We start from the raw sequence: 19,897 nt of genomic DNA on the forward strand, positions 1-19,897 counted from the left end.
GAATAGTATTAAATATATCAGAGGATAAATTGTAAATAGCAAAATTTTTTTAAGCAATTAGGCCAAAGTGAATAATTTATAAGAAAGAATCAAATTAATTAATATTCCCTTTGAAAATTCTAATTTTTCCTAGTTAATATATTTCTATGAAGGGAAAATTTTCAATTAGATTGATATCTACAAATGAAATATCAGAAGTTACAAATTGGGCAAGGTTAGAGGGATTTTCTCCTGGAATGGATGATGTATCAATTTATAGAAATACAGATAAACAAGGAGTATGGGTTGGCTGCCTAGACAATAATCCTATAGGTTCTATTGCGTGCATCAAATATAATTCCTCCTATGGTTTTATAGGTTTATTTATCGTAAAAAAAGAATTCCGAAATAATGGATATGGATTGAGATTATGGAAACATGCACTCGATTATTTAAAAAATGTTGATTGTATTGGCCTAGAGGCTGCTCCAGATAGATTGAATGATTACCAAAATTGGGGTTTTAGAAAATCTTCAATTACAAATCGATGGAAATTGAATGGTTTTCAAGATTTACCATTGAGCAATTTCTATAAAGATCAATTACATTCTTTTAAAGTTGTCCCTGGGAATCAAATTTCCTCTGAAGTAGTCTTAACTTACGATGATCAGCGAGAACCTAGTCCCAGACCGCATTTTCTAAATGACTGGTTAAAAAATTCACATGGTAATGTTAGCGTAATTGTCGATAATAATGGGATGTGCCATGGATTTGGCAGGATAAGACCGTGTGTCTTGGAGGATAATAACCAAGGCTGGAGAATAGGACCTCTTTTGGCGGATACTCCACCACTCGCTGAACTACTAATCAGAGAGTTGGTTGGTGATTTAGATTCCCAAATCTTATTGGATTGCTCTAATCTTAATCCTTATGCAAATTTTCTTTTATCAAGTTTGGGATTTGAGGAAATATCAAAAACCTATAGAATGTATAAAGGTATTCAACCTCCCTGTCCAATGAATCAAGTATACGGACTTGCTTGCCTGGAACTGGGATAATTTCCTCTGAAATTCATCTTTTCGCCTTTTGGTTATTTAATAATCAAAGAATGTAAGTTAGCTATCCATAAGTTTAAGTTTCAGAAGGTTTCAAAATCTTTTCTACAATATCGGCGTTAATTATAGTGATTTCTCCATTATCAATATTGGCTACTTGAAACAAGGTCCATGAATTTGGATTTCTAGCTCCTCCAATACAGTTAATAACTTGACCGACCCAATAATTATTCTTCTTCTCTTTAGTATCCTCGCAATTTACTTGACTTTTAATTACTACATAATCGCCTGTTCTAACGAAAAGAAACTCAGAAGCTGCCGATCTCACAATTGACGTATAAAATAGTACATGAGTACTATAATAAAATATTAGTTTTGTTGCCGAACTTTGAATTAATTTGCAAACTAGAGGTAGTTTAGGAATGGAATGGAATCTACTGAAATTGCTATATTTTCAACATTATTAGGTTTAGCTTTAGCTTTAACCGACGCTTATATAGAAAGAAATATTCCTGGATAAGATTTTCAATTCATTTTTTAAATTATGTAAAATTTAAGTTGGTCTAATATGTCGGCACGGTAAGAAATTAATTTTGTAAAAACTAAATATATCAATCCTCCCATTGCAATTCTTCCGTTGATTTTCTCTAACTGCTTTAGCTTTTTAAACAAAATTCATTAGTAGCTAAACAGAATTTAGAAGGTATGGATAAAAAAAAAGTATTAATTACTTCAAAATCAAAAAAAAAAGTTTTACAAATTACAAGTATTATTTAAAAAACTAATCTAATTCAAAGCCAAGCCTCTTTCATCTCAAGATAAAGTCTCTCGCTCTCAGCAGAATTGATTTTGCGTTCTATATAAGATTGCTGCTGCTGCTGTTGCTGCTGATGCGTTGAATTAGTATTAGGATTTTGAACTTCGCTCATGAGACTGTTTTTATTTGTGTTTATTCTCTCATATTCAAAGCTTTTTTTGTCGATTTAAATTCTTAAATTTTATTTAAATTTTATCTGTTCTTAATTTTTCCTTATTTAGTAAAAGTTATTTTGCTACTGTTGTATTGGTGTAAAGTAATTTAACTTCCCAATATACAATTCCTAGGAAGATAGCACTTGCAAGAATAATTTCAGAAATAGCCAGCATTTTATTTGTACATACTAATTAAATTTTGGTATCAATTTACACAAAATGCAATAGGTACTAATTACATTTAAAATTTTAAAAAATCTTACTTAATAAAATAACGCGTCGAAATAATATAAAATTTTAAAAAATCTTACTTAATAAAATAACGCGTCGAAATAATATAAAATTTTAAAATAGATACTAATTTTATTTGTGGGAAATTTCATTAATACATCAATTCTTATACCTTTAATACCTCTTGTTACCTCTTTATTCGTTTTTGTTTTATTGGCAAGTTTTAACAGAACAGTTAACAGATTAACAAAACCGGTTACTGCTCTTATTGCATTTTCTTTATTAAGTTCTGCAGTTATTAGCTCCCTTTGTTTTTTCAAGAAAACAGAGGAGGAATTAGTTCTATCAAAATTTCTTAAGTATTTTGATAAAACAAGTTTAGTTATACATCTCAATTTGGTTAATGAAAAAATTATAATTTTTTTCTCATTAATTATGACATTGGTAATTGGCTTGTCTTTTTATAAATTACCGAGGAAAAAAGGTTATGTCTCATTGATGATTGGCCTTGGATTAATCTCTTCTTCGATAATGATATCAATATTGCTAATAGATTTTTCAGCACTAATCTAAACGGAAGTTAGCATTGACAAAGCTTCATTAAGTTCTCGAACATGATTTAATTCATCTTGAGCTATTTCTTTAATTTTTTGGTCATTCGGATTATCTTTTAAATATTTGGAATAAGTTTTAAATGCATGTTCTTCTATTTTTATGTTGACATCATAAGCATTTGCTGGAGAGAAAAAATAATAAAAAACCATGATCCAGTAATAAACAAGCACAAGGTGTCTAGCAAAAAATCTATCAATCCAAAACCTATCTCCTCCTCTTTTCTCCATTTCCTTAAGATGCTCAGTTTCGTTAATAGCTTGATAAAAATGTTCTTTCATTAAAAACATTGTTTTATCATTTTTAATTCCGAGGGATTCTTTAAAATGTAGAACTGACAGAAATGCAAAATAAGGAGATCTAGCTATAACTTCTAAAACCCAAAATCTTTGTAAATGTCTACTAGAGTAAATGAAGTCTAAGAATTTGACAGTATTATTTAAAATGAAAGAATTTATTTTCTTCATGAAGTTCACTTTTCTTTAAGTATAATTACTTATTTTGATTTAGAGGTATATGCTTTTTAAGTAATTAACCAAAAATTAATATTTCTAATCTAAGAATTATTATCTACTATTGAAAAATTTTTTTTTCATGCATTAATTGGGTAGTTAAAAAAACTTTATATGACAACAAGTGAAAAGATTGCGAATGCAAAAAAAAGGATTGATGAATTAGAAAGACTTATAAAATTTTGGAATGATTCAGAACAGGGTGAAACAAAAATAGCAAATTTTCCAATCAAAATTGAAAATAAAGTTGCTTAGATAATGATGGTTTAGGTTGAGTACATTTTATTAATTTTGAGTGATTTAATATTTTTGAGTATGCATATATTATTTTCTATATAAAAATAGAGCAATTAAACCTATTCTCAAAAATAGTAAGGAGGAAATAATCTAAAAGAAAAATCTATATGCAAACCGTTTCAAAAAATTATTTAGTTCCAATTAAATTTTTGCCCTGGATTTTTTGGGTGATTATATCTTTAGCGAGTATATATTTGTTTAAAACAGCCTGGGTAAGTTAAATATATAGGGATCTTAACTTCTTCTTAACCAATCAGGTGCTCCGCCAAACCAGTCAGATATATCATCTTCATTTGGGTTGAAATGATTTTCTTTGTAAAGTCCATCTATCCCAAATGATTGTAAAAGGGAATCAATTCCACTATCGCTTTTTACAACATTCCTCCTAAAGCTGTTAGCTTTCTTTAGCCAAAGAGAAATTGTAGAATTGTGCTTAGCAAATTTCTCGACATATATTCTTTCTTCTAATGAAATTGATTTGTCATGTGCAATTCTTTTAATTATTCCTTGAATTTTTATTCTTTTTTGATTACTCAGAAGCATTTTTAAATCAAATTTTTAATACTTTTATAGGAACGATGATTAAAAATATCTTGTCAATGTGAATTCCAACAAATTATTTATTTTAAAGGGTTTTCAGCAAGAAAAGTCTTGAGACACTAAAAAAAGGTATTAATAGGTAATGCATGATACGTTGATTCATATATGAAACTTATATATTTTATGATTTAGATAAGGAAAGAAAATTTAATTAACTCCCAAAGATGTTGGGGGGGGGTAATTAAAGCACGAAAATTGTTGCATTATAGTAAAAATGTACTATTATTAGTACAAGCGTATTATTAGGCCATGAAAGTGATTTCATCTTCTCCTTATGCCACTTTTAATTCAAAAGAGTGGAATTCTCTAGTAAGTAAAAATGAAAAGTTTGAAAATACTCCAATAAGGATTCAAAAGAAATTTTATAGAACTTTTATCTTAAAAAAGATTGAAAAAGATGAACTTTTGCAAGAAAAAAATGAATCGCATCAACAAATGCAACTTGTATTCGCATAGAAAAATTTCAACTAACAATCTTTTTATTGAATATTATTTTAAGAGATCCAATTTTTTGTTAGATTAGTATAAAGATAAAAAGGTTTTAATTTGGCTGTAGATCGAGAACTTTTAAAAGAAGTTACCCAAGAACTTTGGAATACTGTAAAAAAATTAAGACCAGACATTGATCGACAAACCCGACTTCAATTAGTTTTGAAGGCCTTATTGACTATTGGAGATTTACCAGATCAAATGCAGGCTGCAATGGTAGTAGGTGTTTGTGCAGAAATGGACAAGAGTGATATTGATAATGTTGAAAATAATTCTCAAACAAAAGATTCAAGCGGAGTTGACACTTCTACAGGAAGAAAAGTAGTTAGAAGAAGTTCAGCTAAATAAACTTTAAAACTATCATCCTTTAATATTCTTTGATTCGTTTTTATTAAGTCGATTGAATAGATAATATGAAATTACAAGTAAGAGAGGAACAAATATTGAATGTAAAGTCATCATTAATTCTGTTTGACCCATTCCTATAAGATTTGACTCGCTTGGAAGTTGCTCTGACCAAGTGCCAACCAAATGCCAGGCTTGAGGAATTGATAATAAAAACATATAATAGCTATAAGTTAAGTTTATGTTCAGATAAAGATTATCATCATTGAACATTTCTTCTCTCTTTATTTTTATTTCTTAACTTAGTATTTTTGAGTTATAAAAAAGGACTTGATTCATAAATTTATTTTTCTAAGAAGAGTTGTAAATTCTTTTTTCCCAATAATTTTTTCAGCTGCATAAGCACCGCTTGCTGAAACAGCTGGAATTCCAATACCTGGAAATGTACTTGCACCGCAAGTAAATAAATTGTTCACTGGAGTTGTGCATCCTGGGAAAAGACCTCTTGCTGCAGATAATGCTGGACCATAGCTACCGCAATGGGTATTAGTGAATTTTTTATGAGTAATTGGAGTCCCTAACATCTTTAAATCTATCCTTTCATCTATATCTGGGATGAATTTTCGCACAGCATTAAGGAATATTGAACATCTTTCTTCTTTTAGATTTCTATACGCTAGTTCTTTTGGATTTAGGTTTTCCCAAATTTCCCATGGTTCATTTGCCGGAGTATATCCATGAAGAACATGTTTCCCTTTAGGGGCCATATTTTTATCTAAAACAGATGGGATTGAAAATACCGCTATATTTCTTTCTGCATTGATACCTTTCTCCCAATCATCAACGTGAATCGCATGTATCGGCAAGTTTTCAAGTCCATCAGCATCAAAACCTAAATGTATATGAAGGAAAGAATCGCATTTATCAGGATCTAAGGCCTTTAGCTTCCATTTTTTTGAGATTGCATTTGGGATTAACTTTTTTAAATTCCAAACATCAGTATTCATTACAACAGATTCACAACTATAAGTGGAACCATCCTCAAGGGTTATACCTGCCGCTAAATTTTTATTGAAGTTTATTTTCGTAACTCTTGAAGAGAGTATTAATTCTCCTCCATTTTTTTTAAATCCATTAATTAACGCTTTTACAATAGATTCACTGCCTCCTTTGGGGTATTCAAGGTAGGAATTTGGTTCAAACCATTCGTTAAATAAAGTAGCCATAGCAGCTGTATTTGTATCATGCATTGACATACCACTTATCAAAAAGCTCAATAAATTCACCCAATTTCTGAGAAAAGGATCTTCTAAGTGATTATTTACTAAATTCCCAAAACCCTTATTAATTTTTGGCATTTGCTTGATATTAGGTAAGAATTTTGAGGTTAAATTTATTAGATCTAAGAAATTTATTGATTCAGGAGAAAACGAGAGTAAAGGTATCTCATTTATTATTTGGCTAAGAGGTTTTATTTCAGAAATAAATGATTCCCATTCTTTAACAGATTTCTCACCTCTTAAAGTTTTTATTGTTTTTTTAAAGGATTCTTCTCCTACATCAAGATTAAAATTGCCTTCTGGGACTATAACTTGCCAACCTTTGTACTGAAATAGTTCAACTTCTTCATCAAGTAATTTAAGAATTTGCCCTAGGGGATTAGTTGTTGGCCATTTACCGATCCCACTCCATAGTGAAGGACCAGACTCGAAGGTGTAACCTTTTCTTTTGAAACTGTGAGCAACACCTCCAGGTTGGGAATGTGCTTCACAAATAAGAACTTTTTTACCTGTTAAAGCTAGAATTGAACCACAACACAATCCACCTATACCACTTCCAACTATTACGACATCATATTTTTGCATTAAATATTGACTTTATTTTCAATTTAAAAACTAAATCGTTTTAAACGAATGTATTTGTTGAAGTTGTAATACTTAGTACAATCGCTAGGAAAAATATGTAAGGAACTACTTTGAGAGGTACGTATCCTTGGCTTTTAGAGATGAAATCCATTGGTTTTGTTACATTAAGTAATATATTAACGAGATATTGTTCCTTATGTGTGCCAAGCCTCCCTTTTTTTTGAAATATTTCGAAACAAAGAAATTTTTTTATAGGATTTATTTAACCAATAACATTTTTTATGAGGTTTTCTTAGTATTTAGTTCTTAGATTCAAATTGTTTATGAAGACCTTTCCTTGCATAAAAGAGTTAAAACTATTAGAAAAAAAGTCTCAAAAGAATGGTAGCGGAATAGTTTATGAGGAATTGTTAGGAATATGGAGGTTTCAGTATGTCTGGGGAAACGAGTCAGATGAAATAAAAAATATATCTAGTTCGATTCTCCAAGTATTATCTGCAAAACTAGAATTAAAAAAGAAAAATAAAGAAGATCAACTGAATTTTGAAATAAAAAATTCAATTAATTTCGGATTATTAAACATTATCTTTATAGGCAGCGCAGAGTTAAAAGGGTTTAGACCTTTGTTAACTTTTTATTTTGAAGAATTGAAGATTAGTTTTAGTAATTTTCCAATATTTAATAAGGAATTAAAAAAACCTGAAGATAAGAAAATGCCTTTTTTCTCTCTTGTAGGAATTAGTACTAAAGATAAATGGATGTGTGCACGAGGCAGGGGCGGCGGGCTCGCAATATGGGTTAAGTCTTAAATTAGTGGTATTCCCCTGGATGATCTACTTTTCTTACAGTTACTTTATCAACTTTTTGTCCATTAAATCTTAAGAGATCATCGCCTGAAAAATCATATCCTAAGCCTTGACCTATTAGTGCTACATCATCCGCTGTAGAAGAAGATGTAACCTGCTGTTTTAAGTCTTCATCAGACTGCATCTTAATTAAAAATTTTCTTATTTCAGAAAAACTCATCACTAGAATTTGATTGATTGATTTTAAAAAACTTATAAAAATATTGTTCTTATTTAGAACAAGATAAATAGATAATTATTATACTATTTTTATGACTTACCTATTTCTTTATGTAGTTGGAATAATTCTTATATGGTGGACTTATCGTGTTGGTTGGCTTGAGGCGCTCAAAACAGTAGTTAAAGTTATGGTTCCCTCCTTACTGATTGTTTTATTTAATATTAAGGCTGGAAGATTACTTTTTAAAAGTCCGGTTGTCGGTTTATTAAGCGCTTTGCCTACTTCTCTTTTTATTTTTAGAGGTTCATTACCTCTAGTTAGTTATATTAATAATTGGATTGAAAGAAAATCAAATAACTATGATGACTCGGAAGTTATAGATACTGATTCTATTCCTTTGGATGATTAGATTAATTTAATTCAATCAAAGCCAAGAAATAATTCTTTGTGTACAACAAGAACATCAAATAAAGTAGTTCCATTAATTGGACTTAATGGAATTTTGTCTATGTTAAATGCTTCTGCGCAAATTAAATGAGCATCCCATTTTGTATCGTGATCACTAATTTCAATTGACCAATCGATTACTTTGTTGAAATGATCTGGCATTTCTGCACCAATTTTTCTGCAAATTTGACATAGAACTGACAAAAGAGGAGGCTTTGAGGGCCTTTTTAAATCTTTAATAAGGCTTGGTTGTGTAAAAACGCTTGTATAGCGTATATAGTCTATTAATTCAGATTCTTCTTTAGTAAGAGCTGCTTTAGATAATGCTCTTTCAAATTCCTCTATGGGGGTTATGGGCCTATCCAAAATATTAGTTGTTGCTGTTTTCTTTCTTTGAAAGATTCTTTTTTTCTGAAGCAAGTTTTTCTTGATCAATTTCATTCGTTTGACTGCTTTCCATGGATTTAGGCGATTCCTCTTTGTCTTCTTCGTTTATAACCTGATCGATTTCATTTTGAAATTCATTCGACGCTTTTTTAAGACTTTTCAAAGTTTTACCAAGCTGTTTTCCTAATTCCGGAAGCTTTTTTGGACCAAAAATTAAAAGAGCTAAGATTAGTATTACAGTAACTTCAGGCAAACCTACACCAAAAATATTCATAGCTGATAACTAATTACTTAATGAGAAAATCTATTATTAAATATAGTCAAATCATTTAAAAATTTCATAATTGGAATAGCTTTATTAATATTAAAAGATTTTGAAAAATATCATTGTTACTAATATCCCTTTAAAGAAAACTAGCCAAAGTAATTGATAATCACTCAACTTGAATTTTTTTTTATACCAATTTATAAAAGTTTTGTGTTTTTCGATTAATTTTCTTATTTTCACGGAGATAATTTTTTAATATCACTTATTTTATCTTAATTTCTTTTATTATTATTTTAGAAGAATCCTAGGTTTCAATCAAATTAGTTATTCTAAAAAATCTTAATCTTATTTTTTCTAAACTAATTTTGTTGCTCTGTTATTGAAACTAATTGCTAAATATCTAAATTCTTAAAAAATGAAGTCCTTACTTATTATTTTTTACTTAAGTTTTTTAATTTATCCAGCTGAAGCGGTTACAACAAAAATGTTTAAAGTATTGGATACATGTGCAAGATATCGACTTGGTGAGATTGATGTTAATGAGGCTATAGAAAAGTTAAAATTATCGAATTCTTCTACTAATCAGCCAAAGGATCTAGTAAGAAAATATTGCTCAGTATTTACTCCAAATGAAAAAATTGAATTTTAATCTTAGTAATACAAATTAAATATTCGTTTTTTAATAATCTTTGGCCTTGTTTTGTACTTCTTTAACTTTTTTAAAATTAGTTATTTTTAAATTAAAAATAACTCCTAAAAGAAGAATTATAAATAACAAAATATAAATTATTAATTCCATCATATTGAATTAATAAATTCACCTTAGTGTATTTCAATAATTTTTTAGTATCTTTTAAAACAAAAAAAGTGACTTTTACATTAGTTATTTCTTTGAAGGCCACAAAAGAATCAAATTTACACTTAATATATAATTTTATAATTAATATTTTGCAGATTGGAGATAAAATTCCAGAGTTTTCTTTACTGGATCAAAATGGAATTAAAAGATCAAATAAGGGATTAAAAAATCCTCTCGTTTTATTTTTTTATCCAAAAGATGATACCCCAGGATGCACTATAGAAGTTTGCGGATTTAGAGATAAGTATGACTTATTTAAAGTATTAGGAGCCCAAGTTTGGGGAGTAAGTAATGGAAGTACCTCGAGTCACTTGGCATTTGCCAATAAAAACAAGTTACAGTACCCTCTACTTTGCGATACCAATAACTCTCTTAGGAAAACTTTTAAAGTTCCTAATGTATTAGGTTTTATGGATGGCAGAGTAACTTATGTTATCGATCGAAATGGAATAGTTAGGCATATCTTTAGAGATTTATTGAATGGTCCGGAGCATATCAAAGAGGCCATTAGAGTACTAAAAGAAATTCAAAATAAATAAATTTAATTTAAAGAATTCTAGATGTTTATTTTTTGTTTTAATATGGTTTTAGGATTTATTTAATCTATGAAAAAAATGGGAATGCAAGCTGTTGATTTGGCTATTCAAAATGGAGTTGATCTTGACGGTACCCCAATCCCTCCAAAAATGCTAGATCTATATAACAGAATAATGGATGAGGAAAATAAAAGACAAAGAAGTGGCGTTAAAAAATCAATGAGAAATAGATGCGTCAAAACTGGTTCTAAGCATTTTGATAAAGAAACATTGAATCAATTATTGATTGACTCAGGATGGGAAGGTCTCAAAGAAAAGGAAATTTTATTTTTTTATAACTAAAAAAACAAAAGAAACCTTAATGTCTAATTTAAAAATTATTTAGGGTCATTTTTTAATTAAATTAAAAAATGAGAACTAATTATATTTTTTCTTAGATCTAATTTTTAATTATTTAAACCATCCTTTTTTTTTAGAGGGCTTTATTTTTTCTTTTTCAGTATTTATTTTTTTAATTGCTTGTTTGAAAGCCAAGTTGGCTTCTATAACAGTAACTGTTGATATAAAAAAAAGACCAGAAATTCCAATTATTTGTTCAACTTTAGAAGGTTCTGAATCTCCTTGTAAAAACAATCCTAAAGCGAACCATGAAGTAGTAGCAGCTATTGTTAAAAAATATGGTTTCCACCTTCTTTGGTATAAGTAACCGGATCCTAAACCAGGAATAAAATTTAAAAATGAGGCTACCCAGCCTTTTGAAGATGCAAGTATTTCGTCTGTTGAGGGATAAGACATTTATGTTAGGTATTTATTAAATGTGAATTTATATAAGCAAACGATATTGCTGCACAAATTACCCAACTAAAGGGTAAGAACATTCTTATTTTTTCTTTATTATTATTCATATTTTTAATTATGGAAAATATTTTTAAAATCTGTGGATTTAATGGATACCTTAAAACTAGAGGAATTAAAAAAGACGGTTAAAAACCGTCTTTTTAAAAAGTAATTTCTCTAAAAATAAATTATTTATTTTTTGAGGCTGAGAGTACTTTAAGTTCTTTCTTTACTTCTTTTTCTCTTTCTTCAAGATGTTTTAGTTGAGCTTTAAAAGCATCTTCAAGTCTTACTTTTTGTGTTGTAATTTCATCAAGCTCTTCTTGATGTTGGTTTTTCTTTAACTCCTTCATGTCACTATCAGAAATAACATATACTGGGCGATATGAAGGTGTTTCAAAAAGAAGATCAAACATTGAATACATAAGTGACCTTTGAATTAGTACAAATCCAATATCTAATAATTTTTTTAAATATGAAAGGATAAATACCGAAGATATTGATACGGCAAATACACCGAATTTCGGTTTACCTAACATAACCGCACAGTATTTACCGATCAAATTTTAAGATATGTTTTAAAATATTAGAGAGATAATTCTAAAAATCTAAATTAAGAAGAACTAAAAATGGATTTAAAAATTACTAAAAGATTAGTAATACCATCTAACGAACTTAAATGGCGATTTTCCAGATCTTCAGGTCCTGGAGGGCAGAATGTAAATAAAATTGAAAGCAGAGTAGAGATTATTTTTAATTTAGAAGATTCAAAAGTACTAAATGATTATCAGAAAGAAATTCTCAAGATTAACTTGAAAAACAAATTAGTGAATAATAGCCTACGTTTAGCGGTTCAAGAACATAGAAATCAATTACTAAATAGGCAGCTAGCCTTAATGAAATTTAGTTCAATCATTAAAAATGCTTTAAATAATCCATTTAAATTGAGAAAATCTACAAAACCTACTAAAGCATCGCAAAAGAAAAGAGTTGAGTTTAAGAAAAAACGTGGCGAATTGAAAAAAAGTAGGAAAAAAGAAAAAATTTATCAATTATGAGAAACATAAATATTTCCCTCGCAAATTGTAATGAAAGCATATGATTAATTTAATTTCATTTTGGTTTATTGAATTCAAATAATGATTTTTGGTTAATGGACTCCAATTTTGTAGGGGTTATGCGTTTTTATAAAGATAAAGAGAATTCTGATAAATCTATTGCTTACATGTTTATTGAAGAAGGGATCATTATGGGAATTCATGGGGAAAATCCTCCATTAATGAAAACTAGAAAAAAAATTGTTATTGAAGAAGCAAGATTATTATGGCAAAAATTGTTAAATGAAGGTTGGCAAAAAACTAGTAAAAAATGGTGAGGAAATTCAAAAATAAAAAATTTTAATTTCAGACAATAAATGAACCTTTAGGATATAGCTTGGAAATTTTTTTATGTTGTAAAAATTTCTTTTTTTTGATATCGTTTTCATATCTTCTCAACATCATTAGATAGTTTGTAACTCCAAAAATTACTAAAAAGAAAATAAATCTTATTCCTGACTCAAAGTTCATATGAGTATTAAGCTTTATTTTAATCTGACAATTACTAATTAAAAATCAATCGGTATTTATATCTAATTAAAACGTCTAGGAAAAATCTTTTTTGATTTTACTGCATAAAAAATACATAACAAAAGTAATATTAAAATTGCACTAAAGCTACCGATTGGGTTTGGAATATTTTGTGTAAAAGGCCCTGCTAAAAAAGAAGGTGTATTCTCTTTGAATTCTATTAATCCGTTATTTATAAAAAACCAAATACCCACAAGTCCTCCATGAATTCCTATGCAATTCCATAGAGAACCTTTATCTCTAATTCTTACTAATGATAGAAATATCCCAAGTAAAATAAATCCTAAACGTAATCCTAATATGTTCCAAAAGATCTCATTTGATAAATTATGAACAAAGCTAAAAACTATAGCTTGTAAAGCTATTGATATTTCTGTACCATATTCAAATTTTAATTCTTCTAGTAACCAGCCTCTAAAAATTATTTCCTCTGCGAATCCAACACCTAATCCCAGTAAAATAGAATTTAACAATATTATTGGCGAGAATTCACCTATCCAAGAAATATAATTTTTTTGCAATAGTGGTACCAGAATTATAATTATTAAAACTAAAGCAAATAAAATACCTTGAGAAAATCTGACAAGGTTTTTTAAGAATCTGTCTTTATTTATCCCAAGAAGTACCCAAGCACTTGATTTGTTTCGTTTGATATAAAACCAATATGGGAGTAAAAAAATAAAAAGTAAGAAAGTAATAATAGTACCAATTAACGATAAATCTTCTTTTTCAAAATTAAACAATAAAAATGGCTGAGATAAAGCCCAGCCAATGCCATAAAGAATTGGAATAAAAAATATAGTGGATAAAAATCTTGGTCTTAAAAGAAGAAAACTTTTAATTAATATCATTACATTTTTCATTTTAGTTTGAATATTAATTAATCACAGACTTTGCCTTTTATTATTCTAACTACTTGTCCAAAAAGATTTAATTTTTTCTTTTTACTGTAATTTATGTTTTTTGAGAAATGAGATAAATCTTTATAAAATTGCCGAGTTATTTTCTCTTCTTTATCACTAGGCCAAAGTAAGCCTGAGCTCTCTTCATATTCTTCTTTATATCTTTCTTTATTCAAATTTTTTTATATCTTAATAATTTAAATTTTACTTATTGCAAATGCTTAAAAGTGATGTTTATTAAAATTGTATATTTATTTAAAATTTATGCTTATTAATCTTTCCACTTTAATTTTTACGTTAATATCTCCATTGCTTATTTTTGCAGTAATAGTTTCTGTGTACTTATTTCATTAAGAAGTATTTGTCAAATAATTTAACTAATTTAAGGGTGTATTATGCCTGCTTTTTCTAATGCAAATGATAAAACTGCAATTATCGCCATTAGAGTTAAAATCTTGTTTTTTTTGATGAAATCCATAATGCATATTAATAATGTATTTATTAAATTCTCATATAAAGTAATAAATAATTAAAAATATTATAACAATTCTGATGGAACCTATTTATTTAGGAGATTTAGGTCCCTCAATAGCTTCTTATAAAAAGGTTATTGAAAAATACGAAAAAGGTATAAAAGAAGGCTTCTTTTATGAAGAACCTCTTGGCGGAGATTTTAAGTACGCTGATTGGTAAACATGCATACTACAAAAATAACTTTTGCCGTAGCAGATTGGATTAGTGAGTTGTGAAAGAGCAGGGATAAGAATCCTAATATTGATGATTTTGTAAACTTTGTTCAGTGAAAATTGGAAGATTATAAACTTTCTGATAGTGATAAAAGAATAATAGAAGCTATGTTTGCTCTATTAATCAGAATAAGGAAGAATTATAGACTTTAATTTTTATATGTATCTTTAAGAAACAAAGGATCATTAAAATCCTCTTACATTTTAAGAAAAAAGTAAATCAGCATATTTACGGATTTACTGAAAATATAAAAAGGAGTAATTTATAAATATTGAGTTCGGAGGCAATCTAAATGATTGATAGTCCGCCTGAAATTTAGCAAATTCCAAAATATAGGAAGCGTATTCCTGAGAATGGGATTATTCGAAAATTAAAGTTCAATCAATTAGTCTGATAAGACTTCGCTTTATAATTACTAGCGACAATAGGAACTGAAATTATCGAGATGAATCCCCGAATTCACGTATTCTAGGTTTATGAGTAAATAGACTTTAAAATATGTAATTTTATATCCTGAAAGAAGGAAATCAAATATCAAAAAGGACTGTACAAGCAGTCCTTTTTTTTATTTAACAAATTGCTTCTAAACTAGACTTCTTTTTGGATACTATGGATTTATAAAGAAATTAAAAATATTTCAAAATGAAAGATCAAGTCTTGTTTCCGAAAATTGAAGTACGAGAAAAGGGTTTTTTACAAGTTAGTGATATTCATACTATTTATTGGGAAAGATCTGGTAATCCAAATGGCAAAAGAATACTTGTTATTCACGGAGGTCCAGGAGGAGGAAGTCAACCAAGATATAGAAGGTACTTTGATCCAGATAAATTCGATATTATTCAATTTGACCAAAGAGGTTGCGGTTCCTCTACTCCTTTCTCCGAATTAAAAGAAAATACGACAAATCATTTAGTTGATGATATTGAGAAATTAAGGGTTCTATTAAAAATAGATAGTTGGCATTTGTTTGGTGGATCTTGGGGCTCAACACTTTCACTTGTATATGCAATAAAAAATCCATCAAGAGTGTTGAGCTTGACTTTGCGAGGAATATTTTTATGTAGAAAGTTTGAATTATTATGGTTCTATCAATATGGTGCAAGTGAGATATTCCCTCATGAATTTGAAGAATATATTTCTGTAATACCAAAAGAAGAAAGAAATGACTTAATAAGTTCTTTTTATAAATATCTAACATCTTCAGATGTGAAGCTTAGATCAAGAGCAGCAGCAGCTTGGACAAAATGGGAACTCTCAACTAGTCATTTAATAAATAAAAAATTCGATTTTGGTAAGTCCCAAGTTAATTCTTTTTCAGATGCCTTTGCAAGGATCGAATGTCATTATTTTATTAATAATATTTTCTTAGAAGATGATTTTATTTTGAAAAATATAAAAATAATAGAATCGATTCCAACAACAATAATTCAAGGGAGATATGACGTCGTTTGTCCTGTTAGGAGTGCTTGGGATCTAAATAAGAAATTAAAGAATTCTGAATTAATTATTGTTAATGATGCTGGTCATTCAATGAGTGAAAGAGGTATCAGTATCGAATTAATAAAAGCTGTAAAAGGAATTGAAAATTACTAATTGAAAAAATACTTTTTAAAAAAAATCAAAGGCCATTATCTTCAATATTTTGGGCAATACTCCTAAGGAGTTCTACGATATCAGAATCTTCGCAATTAGTGTCTTCCTTAAGCAAAATACACTCGTCTCTAATACTTACGTTAGTACTCCACCATATACCTGAGCTATTGGTGTCATCCCATTCAAATCTTTCAGACATAATTTGTTAAACCTGATCAATACATTAAAGCTTGCATTACTGCATCGTGGATTTATATACATAATTTCAAAATTAAAAAAATCTTTCTTATTCAATAAAAGGAATCTGAAAATAATTGACATTCAAATTTAGATATCTAATTTTAGTTCTTATTGTATTTCCTTTTCCTTAGAAACAATTTTAGAATAACTAAAAATCAAAAAAAAATGAAAATAACAAAAAAACTTTGGGAGGATAATTATGAAATCGCTCTACTAAATTTAAATACAAAATTTGTTCAAGGTATAAAAACTGGAAGTCTTCCTAAAAATATATTTCAAGAATATTTAGCTCAAGATTATTTCTTTCTAGAGACTTTTGCTAGGGCATATGGTCTTGCCGTTTCTAAATCAAACGATAAATATTCAATAAGGAAGTTAAGTGAACTTCTAATGGGTGTTTCAGAAGAGTTAATACTTCATGAAACTTATGCAAAAGAATGGAATATTGATTTATCTAATAACTATATAAAAAAAGCTACTAAAAATTATACAGATTTTCTTGATGATACTGCTAAGAGACTTAGCGCTGTTGAAATAATGTTTGCAATGACTCCATGCATGCGACTTTATTCTTGGATAGGAAAAAGTTTATATGAAGACGATTTTGATGATAAATATAAAGAATGGATAATTACTTACTCTAATGAGGAATTTGAAAATTTAGCAAATTCACTCGAAAATCTTATTGAGACTAACAAAGAATTATATGATATTAATCAGGCAAAATATTTATACAAAAGAGCTATGGAATTAGAGTTAGATTTTTTTAATGCATATTCAGATTTCTAATTTCAATTTAGAATAATTTTATGGTTTTTATAAAGTTGATTAAATTAAATTATGTATTCTAAAATAGCACTTTCAATAGGGGGTAGTGATTCAGGAGGTGGAGCAGGAATCCAGGCTGACCTTAGAACTTTTATGGCACTTAAAGTTCATGGATGCTCCGTGGTTACATGTATTACCGCACAAAATAGTATTGAGGTTAAATGCGTTGAAGCTGTAGAGAAGAATACTTTATTCAGTCAGTTAGATACTTTATTTTCTGATTTTCGTATTGATGCTTTAAAAACTGGAATGTTACTTAATGAAAGGATAATTAATGATACTGCGTCAAAATTAAATACATATAAAATAACAAAAATTATAGACCCAGTAATGGTTACAAGGACTGGGTCTAAATTACTGGAAGATTCTGCCATTAATGCTTACAAAAAACTATTATTACCAATTGCGGATTTAGTTACTCCAAATATTTATGAAGCAAATCTACTTTCTGGTTTAGAAATTAGAAGTAAAGAGGATATTGAAAATTCCGCAAGAAGTATTATTGACCTTGGAGCTAAAGCAGTACTTATAAAAGGTGGCGGTTTAAAAGATATGAAAGGTAAAGATTTTTTTCTTGATTTAAATGGTAGAAAGGAGTGGTTGTTTAATGATTTTATAAATACAAAAAATACCCATGGTAGTGGTTGTACTTTAAGTGCTGCTATTTGTGGCTACAAAGCTTTAGGCCTTGAAATACTTGAATCCATACAAAAAGCAAAATTATTTGTTGAGAAATCATTGGAAAATTCTTACAAAATAGGATCTGGCCCTGGTCCCTTAGGTCATCATTAAGTATTTATAGAAGTGGATTTAGAACCACCATTTCCTATAGGGCTTTTTTAAAAATAAGATTTCTTCTGTCTCCCAACCACCTTCTAACCACTCAAGATGTTCAAGCAATAAAGATTCACTTTCCCTTTTGCTTAATTGACCAATTCTGTTAGCTATACCATCGAACCTGACTTTCATCAATTCCTCGATTTTGATGTTATTCATGGGTTAAATAGTAAATTCTTTCTACTCAAACTTGTATATATTTTCTTGTCAAGGATTTAATTTTGTTTGTTTACGATAAGTTCTTAAATATGTATTAAATACAACTTTTTAAATTAGATAGTAATTAAGACTTATTCACATAGATTTAATTAAAGACTATTTTATATATAAATACTTTAACTATGCATAAAGAAGAAACAGCAAAGCAAAAAACTATTTTAAATGTGGGCTATTGTGAAACTAATTCTGAATGGCTCAATAGAATTATTAATGAACTGGCAGATGAAAATAAGAATTTTGTAGACTTGTCAGTTATTTGCGCTTAAGTTTTAAAAACTTAATTTAAAGTTAATTAATTTTCAATTTACTCCTCCTCGTAATAGTGATTTTTAAAATATTTTTGTAAAGTGAACCCTAATCAAAAAAGTTTAGAAATAATTAAACAATTTAATTTATCTCCTCATCCTGAAGGTGGATGGTTTAGTGAGATCGTAAGGAGTAATAGTTTTGTAACGAGAGAAGATGGTCAAATAAGAAACTTCATTACGGGAATTTATTATCTTTTGGAGAGAGATGCAAAAAGTGCGTGGCATAGAGTAAAAAATGCAGATGAAATTTGGATTTATCTTAGGGGTGATCCTCTTAATTTATGGTGTCTAGATAATGATAATAAGTTAATAAGAAATTTAATTTTAGATTCTAATAATCCAGTAGAAATGATTCCAGCCGGATATTGGCAAGCGGCAAAAAGTATAGGAGAATTTACTTTGGTAAGTTGTTGCGTTGGCCCTGGGTTTGATTTTAAGGATTTTGAATTGCTCAGAAATACTAATCATACTTCTAGATTAGATAAAGCAATAAATGATCTTATTTAAGAAATTTTTTCGTTTATAGTTTATAAAATTTTGATTTATATTTATAAAGTTAGTTCATCTATTTATAAGGAATGAATCAAAATTCTGTCAAAACAATTGGTATTAAAGATGAATCAAGAAAAAATTCATACTTAGTATCTGTAAATAAGGCAGATGGATTAAAAGTTATCCTTAATAGGGACTTTGACGATTGGTCTAATTTTGATAGTTGGCAAAGTATTTCAGCGCAGCAATGGATTTTTTCTAGGGCTATGGAGATTTACAGAGGAATGAAAATTGATATTAAATGTGATTGTTGTGAATATATTGATTTTATTCAAAATGATTTTGAGAACATTCGCAAAGAAAAATGCTTTGGTAAAAAAAGTGCTTACATGATAGAAAAAGTTTTAGATGAAATTGTATTAGCTAAGTCAAGAAGAGAAAGTGATGGAACATATTCTGCATAAGATTTATAAATATCTGTGAAATGAAAATCTTTTAATTACCAGTGAAAATTTTCAGAAGAACCAATTGTTAAATTTCTCATGGAAATCTTATGGAACTTATCATGTACCGAATCACTGAACTCCTTTTCATCTGAGTAATCCACAAGATCTAGGGGGTCGATATTTTCATCGAACCATGCATCATATTCAATATGTTTAGGTTCAGCAAAATAACTCATACCTAATTAGTAGCTTCCAAAAAAACATTTAAAAGCTACATGCGATACAAAATCAAGGATTATCTTTTCATTAATCCATATTAAAATCTAGAAGTTTTGTTCTA

Annotated in this window: 35 protein-coding genes; 19 read left to right on the forward strand and 16 right to left on the reverse strand. The window is 28.5% G+C overall.

Features of this window, described 5'->3' with window-relative positions:
- The first annotated feature begins 146 nt into the window (after positions 1-146).
- The gene (locus HA146_RS01800) at positions 147-1,037 is read left to right on the forward strand and encodes a GNAT family N-acetyltransferase (RefSeq protein WP_209107883.1); all 891 of its coding nucleotides are present in this window, start codon (positions 147-149) and stop codon (positions 1,035-1,037) included.
- Positions 1,038-1,110: 73 nt separating this feature from the next.
- Here HA146_RS01800 and HA146_RS01805 read toward each other — a convergent pair whose 3' ends face one another.
- The gene (locus tag HA146_RS01805) at positions 1,111-1,362 is read right to left on the reverse strand and encodes a DUF3104 domain-containing protein (RefSeq protein ID WP_209107884.1); all 252 of its coding nucleotides are present in this window, start codon (positions 1,360-1,362) and stop codon (positions 1,111-1,113) included.
- Between the two features lie 463 nt (positions 1,363-1,825).
- Positions 1,826-1,963: a hypothetical protein gene (locus HA146_RS01810; protein ID WP_209107885.1), complete on the reverse strand. Its 138-nt coding sequence runs from the start codon at positions 1,961-1,963 to the stop codon at positions 1,826-1,828.
- A gap of 412 nt (positions 1,964-2,375) precedes the next feature.
- Between HA146_RS01810 and HA146_RS01815 the strand changes: the two genes are divergently transcribed.
- Positions 2,376-2,810, forward strand: coding sequence for an NADH-quinone oxidoreductase (locus tag HA146_RS01815; protein WP_209107886.1), 435 nt, complete (start codon positions 2,376-2,378; stop codon positions 2,808-2,810).
- On the opposite strand, the gene HA146_RS01820 is transcribed toward HA146_RS01815, so the two are convergent.
- Entirely contained in the window at positions 2,807-3,316 is a 510-nt protein-coding gene (locus HA146_RS01820) for an alternative oxidase (RefSeq protein ID WP_209107887.1), read from the reverse strand. The genes HA146_RS01815 and HA146_RS01820 overlap by 4 nt on opposite strands.
- Before the next feature lie 159 nt (positions 3,317-3,475).
- Between HA146_RS01820 and HA146_RS01825 the strand changes: the two genes are divergently transcribed.
- Positions 3,476-3,616, forward strand: coding sequence for a hypothetical protein (locus HA146_RS01825; RefSeq protein ID WP_209107888.1), 141 nt, complete (start codon positions 3,476-3,478; stop codon positions 3,614-3,616).
- Between the two features lie 276 nt (positions 3,617-3,892).
- Here HA146_RS01825 and HA146_RS01830 read toward each other — a convergent pair whose 3' ends face one another.
- Entirely contained in the window at positions 3,893-4,201 is a 309-nt protein-coding gene (locus HA146_RS01830) for a hypothetical protein (protein ID WP_209107889.1), read from the reverse strand.
- Between the two features lie 306 nt (positions 4,202-4,507).
- Here HA146_RS01830 and HA146_RS01835 point away from each other — a divergent pair, with 306 nt between their 5' ends.
- Positions 4,508-4,714 carry a hypothetical protein gene (locus HA146_RS01835; protein WP_209107890.1) on the forward strand — a complete coding sequence of 69 codons (207 nt, stop codon included), beginning with the start codon at positions 4,508-4,510 and terminating at the stop codon, positions 4,712-4,714.
- A gap of 90 nt (positions 4,715-4,804) precedes the next feature.
- Positions 4,805-5,095, forward strand: a complete 291-nt coding sequence (locus HA146_RS01840; protein ID WP_209107891.1) for a TIGR03894 family protein — start codon at positions 4,805-4,807, stop codon at positions 5,093-5,095.
- Positions 5,096-5,107: 12 nt separating this feature from the next.
- Here the strand turns inward: HA146_RS01840 and HA146_RS01845 are convergent, their stop codons facing one another.
- Both HA146_RS01845 and HA146_RS01850 read right to left on the reverse strand, forming a co-directional pair.
- The gene (locus HA146_RS01845; protein WP_209107892.1) at positions 5,108-5,311 is read right to left on the reverse strand and encodes a hypothetical protein; all 204 of its coding nucleotides are present in this window, start codon (positions 5,309-5,311) and stop codon (positions 5,108-5,110) included.
- A 116-nt stretch (positions 5,312-5,427) separates the two neighbouring features.
- Entirely contained in the window at positions 5,428-6,957 is a 1,530-nt protein-coding gene (locus tag HA146_RS01850) for a phytoene desaturase family protein (RefSeq protein ID WP_209107893.1), read from the reverse strand.
- A gap of 323 nt (positions 6,958-7,280) precedes the next feature.
- On the opposite strand from HA146_RS01850, the gene HA146_RS01855 reads away from it, so the two are divergent.
- Entirely contained in the window at positions 7,281-7,766 is a 486-nt protein-coding gene (locus HA146_RS01855) for a hypothetical protein (RefSeq protein ID WP_209107894.1), read from the forward strand.
- A gap of 1 nt (position 7,767) precedes the next feature.
- Here the strand turns inward: HA146_RS01855 and HA146_RS01860 are convergent, their stop codons facing one another.
- On the reverse strand, positions 7,768-7,983 hold the full coding sequence (locus tag HA146_RS01860) for a Nif11-like leader peptide family natural product precursor (protein ID WP_209107895.1): 216 nt from the start codon (positions 7,981-7,983) through the stop codon (positions 7,768-7,770).
- Between the two features lie 91 nt (positions 7,984-8,074).
- Between HA146_RS01860 and HA146_RS01865 the strand changes: the two genes are divergently transcribed.
- A complete protein-coding gene (locus HA146_RS01865) occupies positions 8,075-8,392 on the forward strand; it encodes a hypothetical protein (protein ID WP_209107896.1) in 318 nt (105 codons plus the stop codon).
- Between the two features lie 11 nt (positions 8,393-8,403).
- Here HA146_RS01865 and HA146_RS01870 read toward each other — a convergent pair whose 3' ends face one another.
- Positions 8,404-8,796 (reverse strand): hypothetical protein, encoded by a 393-nt coding sequence (locus HA146_RS01870; RefSeq protein ID WP_209108459.1) that lies wholly within the window; start codon positions 8,794-8,796, stop codon positions 8,404-8,406.
- Between the two features lie 4 nt (positions 8,797-8,800).
- Positions 8,801-9,091: a TatA/E family twin arginine-targeting protein translocase gene (locus HA146_RS01875; RefSeq protein ID WP_209107897.1), complete on the reverse strand. Its 291-nt coding sequence runs from the start codon at positions 9,089-9,091 to the stop codon at positions 8,801-8,803.
- 409 nt (positions 9,092-9,500) lie between these two features.
- On the opposite strand from HA146_RS01875, the gene HA146_RS01880 reads away from it, so the two are divergent.
- The 3 genes from HA146_RS01880 to HA146_RS01890 all read left to right on the forward strand — a co-directional run bounded on the left by HA146_RS01880 (position 9,501) and on the right by HA146_RS01890 (position 10,822).
- Positions 9,501-9,734 (forward strand): non-structural protein (NS2)-like protein, encoded by a 234-nt coding sequence (locus HA146_RS01880; RefSeq protein ID WP_209107898.1) that lies wholly within the window; start codon positions 9,501-9,503, stop codon positions 9,732-9,734.
- A gap of 299 nt (positions 9,735-10,033) precedes the next feature.
- Positions 10,034-10,483, forward strand: coding sequence for a peroxiredoxin (locus HA146_RS01885; RefSeq protein ID WP_209108460.1), 450 nt, complete (start codon positions 10,034-10,036; stop codon positions 10,481-10,483).
- A 66-nt stretch (positions 10,484-10,549) separates the two neighbouring features.
- The gene (locus tag HA146_RS01890; protein ID WP_209082968.1) at positions 10,550-10,822 is read left to right on the forward strand and encodes a small RNA NsiR4-regulated ssr1528 family protein; all 273 of its coding nucleotides are present in this window, start codon (positions 10,550-10,552) and stop codon (positions 10,820-10,822) included.
- 108 nt (positions 10,823-10,930) lie between these two features.
- Here HA146_RS01890 and HA146_RS01895 read toward each other — a convergent pair whose 3' ends face one another.
- Together HA146_RS01895 and HA146_RS09520 are read right to left on the reverse strand one after the other, a co-directional pair.
- Positions 10,931-11,275 carry a hypothetical protein gene (locus tag HA146_RS01895; protein WP_209107899.1) on the reverse strand — a complete coding sequence of 115 codons (345 nt, stop codon included), beginning with the start codon at positions 11,273-11,275 and terminating at the stop codon, positions 10,931-10,933.
- Between the two features lie 230 nt (positions 11,276-11,505).
- Positions 11,506-11,880 carry a hypothetical protein gene (locus tag HA146_RS09520; RefSeq protein ID WP_245157396.1) on the reverse strand — a complete coding sequence of 125 codons (375 nt, stop codon included), beginning with the start codon at positions 11,878-11,880 and terminating at the stop codon, positions 11,506-11,508.
- 66 nt (positions 11,881-11,946) lie between these two features.
- On the opposite strand from HA146_RS09520, the gene arfB reads away from it, so the two are divergent.
- Both arfB and HA146_RS01910 read left to right on the forward strand, forming a co-directional pair.
- Positions 11,947-12,375: an alternative ribosome rescue aminoacyl-tRNA hydrolase ArfB gene (arfB, locus tag HA146_RS01905; protein ID WP_209107900.1), complete on the forward strand. Its 429-nt coding sequence runs from the start codon at positions 11,947-11,949 to the stop codon at positions 12,373-12,375.
- A gap of 68 nt (positions 12,376-12,443) precedes the next feature.
- On the forward strand, positions 12,444-12,692 hold the full coding sequence (locus HA146_RS01910; RefSeq protein ID WP_209107901.1) for a DUF1651 domain-containing protein: 249 nt from the start codon (positions 12,444-12,446) through the stop codon (positions 12,690-12,692).
- 255 nt (positions 12,693-12,947) lie between these two features.
- Here the strand turns inward: HA146_RS01910 and HA146_RS01915 are convergent, their stop codons facing one another.
- Together HA146_RS01915 and HA146_RS01920 are read right to left on the reverse strand one after the other, a co-directional pair.
- Positions 12,948-13,808 (reverse strand): CPBP family intramembrane glutamic endopeptidase, encoded by an 861-nt coding sequence (locus tag HA146_RS01915; protein ID WP_209107902.1) that lies wholly within the window; start codon positions 13,806-13,808, stop codon positions 12,948-12,950.
- A gap of 17 nt (positions 13,809-13,825) precedes the next feature.
- Positions 13,826-14,023 (reverse strand): hypothetical protein, encoded by a 198-nt coding sequence (locus HA146_RS01920; protein ID WP_209107903.1) that lies wholly within the window; start codon positions 14,021-14,023, stop codon positions 13,826-13,828.
- A 376-nt stretch (positions 14,024-14,399) separates the two neighbouring features.
- Here HA146_RS01920 and HA146_RS01925 point away from each other — a divergent pair, with 376 nt between their 5' ends.
- Entirely contained in the window at positions 14,400-14,540 is a 141-nt protein-coding gene (locus tag HA146_RS01925; protein WP_209107904.1) for a hypothetical protein, read from the forward strand.
- Positions 14,541-15,236: 696 nt separating this feature from the next.
- Positions 15,237-16,187 (forward strand): prolyl aminopeptidase, encoded by a 951-nt coding sequence (pip, locus tag HA146_RS01930; protein ID WP_209107905.1) that lies wholly within the window; start codon positions 15,237-15,239, stop codon positions 16,185-16,187.
- A 25-nt stretch (positions 16,188-16,212) separates the two neighbouring features.
- Here the strand turns inward: pip and HA146_RS01935 are convergent, their stop codons facing one another.
- On the reverse strand, positions 16,213-16,386 hold the full coding sequence (locus HA146_RS01935) for a hypothetical protein (RefSeq protein WP_209107906.1): 174 nt from the start codon (positions 16,384-16,386) through the stop codon (positions 16,213-16,215).
- A 206-nt stretch (positions 16,387-16,592) separates the two neighbouring features.
- Between HA146_RS01935 and HA146_RS01940 the strand changes: the two genes are divergently transcribed.
- Positions 16,593-17,216: a TenA family protein gene (locus tag HA146_RS01940; RefSeq protein WP_209107907.1), complete on the forward strand. Its 624-nt coding sequence runs from the start codon at positions 16,593-16,595 to the stop codon at positions 17,214-17,216.
- A 51-nt stretch (positions 17,217-17,267) separates the two neighbouring features.
- A complete protein-coding gene (gene thiD, locus HA146_RS01945) occupies positions 17,268-18,047 on the forward strand; it encodes a bifunctional hydroxymethylpyrimidine kinase/phosphomethylpyrimidine kinase (protein ID WP_209107908.1) in 780 nt (259 codons plus the stop codon).
- A gap of 18 nt (positions 18,048-18,065) precedes the next feature.
- Here the strand turns inward: thiD and HA146_RS01950 are convergent, their stop codons facing one another.
- On the reverse strand, positions 18,066-18,251 hold the full coding sequence (locus HA146_RS01950; RefSeq protein WP_032515599.1) for a hypothetical protein: 186 nt from the start codon (positions 18,249-18,251) through the stop codon (positions 18,066-18,068).
- Positions 18,252-18,433: 182 nt separating this feature from the next.
- Between HA146_RS01950 and HA146_RS01955 the strand changes: the two genes are divergently transcribed.
- The 3 genes from HA146_RS01955 (at position 18,434) to HA146_RS01965 (ending at position 19,575) form a co-directional block, all read left to right on the forward strand.
- Positions 18,434-18,577 (forward strand): hypothetical protein, encoded by a 144-nt coding sequence (locus HA146_RS01955; protein ID WP_209107909.1) that lies wholly within the window; start codon positions 18,434-18,436, stop codon positions 18,575-18,577.
- A gap of 81 nt (positions 18,578-18,658) precedes the next feature.
- Complete coding sequence (locus HA146_RS01960; protein ID WP_209107910.1) at positions 18,659-19,126, forward strand: cupin domain-containing protein; 468 nt, start codon at positions 18,659-18,661, stop codon at positions 19,124-19,126.
- Positions 19,127-19,197: 71 nt separating this feature from the next.
- Positions 19,198-19,575, forward strand: coding sequence for a phosphoenolpyruvate carboxykinase (locus tag HA146_RS01965; protein WP_209107911.1), 378 nt, complete (start codon positions 19,198-19,200; stop codon positions 19,573-19,575).
- Positions 19,576-19,610: 35 nt separating this feature from the next.
- On the opposite strand, the gene HA146_RS01970 is transcribed toward HA146_RS01965, so the two are convergent.
- Positions 19,611-19,793: a hypothetical protein gene (locus HA146_RS01970; protein WP_209107912.1), complete on the reverse strand. Its 183-nt coding sequence runs from the start codon at positions 19,791-19,793 to the stop codon at positions 19,611-19,613.
- Positions 19,794-19,897 lie beyond the last annotated feature (104 nt).

The sequence above is a fragment of the Prochlorococcus marinus CUG1416 genome, assembly GCF_017695965.1.
GTDB lineage: Bacteria > Cyanobacteriota > Cyanobacteriia > PCC-6307 > Cyanobiaceae > Prochlorococcus_A.

Coding starts and splice junctions, on each gene's coding strand:
- HA146_RS01845 (WP_209107892.1), bottom strand. CDS start 5,311: ATGTTTTTATTATCAATTCCTCAAGCCTGGCATTTGGTTGGCACTTGG.
- HA146_RS01820 (WP_209107887.1), bottom strand. CDS start 3,316: ATGAAGAAAATAAATTCTTTCATTTTAAATAATACTGTCAAATTCTTA.
- HA146_RS01880 (WP_209107898.1), top strand. CDS start 9,501: ATGAAGTCCTTACTTATTATTTTTTACTTAAGTTTTTTAATTTATCCA.
- HA146_RS01890 (WP_209082968.1), top strand. CDS start 10,550: ATGAAAAAAATGGGAATGCAAGCTGTTGATTTGGCTATTCAAAATGGA.
- HA146_RS01855 (WP_209107894.1), top strand. CDS start 7,281: ATGAAGACCTTTCCTTGCATAAAAGAGTTAAAACTATTAGAAAAAAAG.
- HA146_RS01850 (WP_209107893.1), bottom strand. CDS start 6,957: ATGCAAAAATATGATGTCGTAATAGTTGGAAGTGGTATAGGTGGATTG.
- HA146_RS01915 (WP_209107902.1), bottom strand. CDS start 13,808: ATGAAAAATGTAATGATATTAATTAAAAGTTTTCTTCTTTTAAGACCA.
- HA146_RS01950 (WP_032515599.1), bottom strand. CDS start 18,251: ATGAATAACATCAAAATCGAGGAATTGATGAAAGTCAGGTTCGATGGT.
- HA146_RS01875 (WP_209107897.1), bottom strand. CDS start 9,091: ATGAATATTTTTGGTGTAGGTTTGCCTGAAGTTACTGTAATACTAATC.
- HA146_RS01865 (WP_209107896.1), top strand. CDS start 8,075: ATGACTTACCTATTTCTTTATGTAGTTGGAATAATTCTTATATGGTGG.
- pip (WP_209107905.1), top strand. CDS start 15,237: ATGAAAGATCAAGTCTTGTTTCCGAAAATTGAAGTACGAGAAAAGGGT.
- HA146_RS01955 (WP_209107909.1), top strand. CDS start 18,434: ATGCATAAAGAAGAAACAGCAAAGCAAAAAACTATTTTAAATGTGGGC.
- HA146_RS01935 (WP_209107906.1), bottom strand. CDS start 16,386: ATGTCTGAAAGATTTGAATGGGATGACACCAATAGCTCAGGTATATGG.
- HA146_RS01810 (WP_209107885.1), bottom strand. CDS start 1,963: ATGAGCGAAGTTCAAAATCCTAATACTAATTCAACGCATCAGCAGCAA.
- HA146_RS01830 (WP_209107889.1), bottom strand. CDS start 4,201: ATGCTTCTGAGTAATCAAAAAAGAATAAAAATTCAAGGAATAATTAAA.
- HA146_RS01895 (WP_209107899.1), bottom strand. CDS start 11,275: ATGTCTTATCCCTCAACAGACGAAATACTTGCATCTTCAAAAGGCTGG.
- HA146_RS01970 (WP_209107912.1), bottom strand. CDS start 19,793: ATGAGTTATTTTGCTGAACCTAAACATATTGAATATGATGCATGGTTC.
- HA146_RS01925 (WP_209107904.1), top strand. CDS start 14,400: ATGGAACCTATTTATTTAGGAGATTTAGGTCCCTCAATAGCTTCTTAT.
- HA146_RS01940 (WP_209107907.1), top strand. CDS start 16,593: ATGAAAATAACAAAAAAACTTTGGGAGGATAATTATGAAATCGCTCTA.
- HA146_RS01835 (WP_209107890.1), top strand. CDS start 4,508: ATGAAAGTGATTTCATCTTCTCCTTATGCCACTTTTAATTCAAAAGAG.
- HA146_RS01800 (WP_209107883.1), top strand. CDS start 147: ATGAAGGGAAAATTTTCAATTAGATTGATATCTACAAATGAAATATCA.
- arfB (WP_209107900.1), top strand. CDS start 11,947: ATGGATTTAAAAATTACTAAAAGATTAGTAATACCATCTAACGAACTT.
- HA146_RS01965 (WP_209107911.1), top strand. CDS start 19,198: ATGAATCAAAATTCTGTCAAAACAATTGGTATTAAAGATGAATCAAGA.
- HA146_RS01825 (WP_209107888.1), top strand. CDS start 3,476: ATGACAACAAGTGAAAAGATTGCGAATGCAAAAAAAAGGATTGATGAA.
- HA146_RS01860 (WP_209107895.1), bottom strand. CDS start 7,983: ATGAGTTTTTCTGAAATAAGAAAATTTTTAATTAAGATGCAGTCTGAT.
- thiD (WP_209107908.1), top strand. CDS start 17,268: ATGTATTCTAAAATAGCACTTTCAATAGGGGGTAGTGATTCAGGAGGT.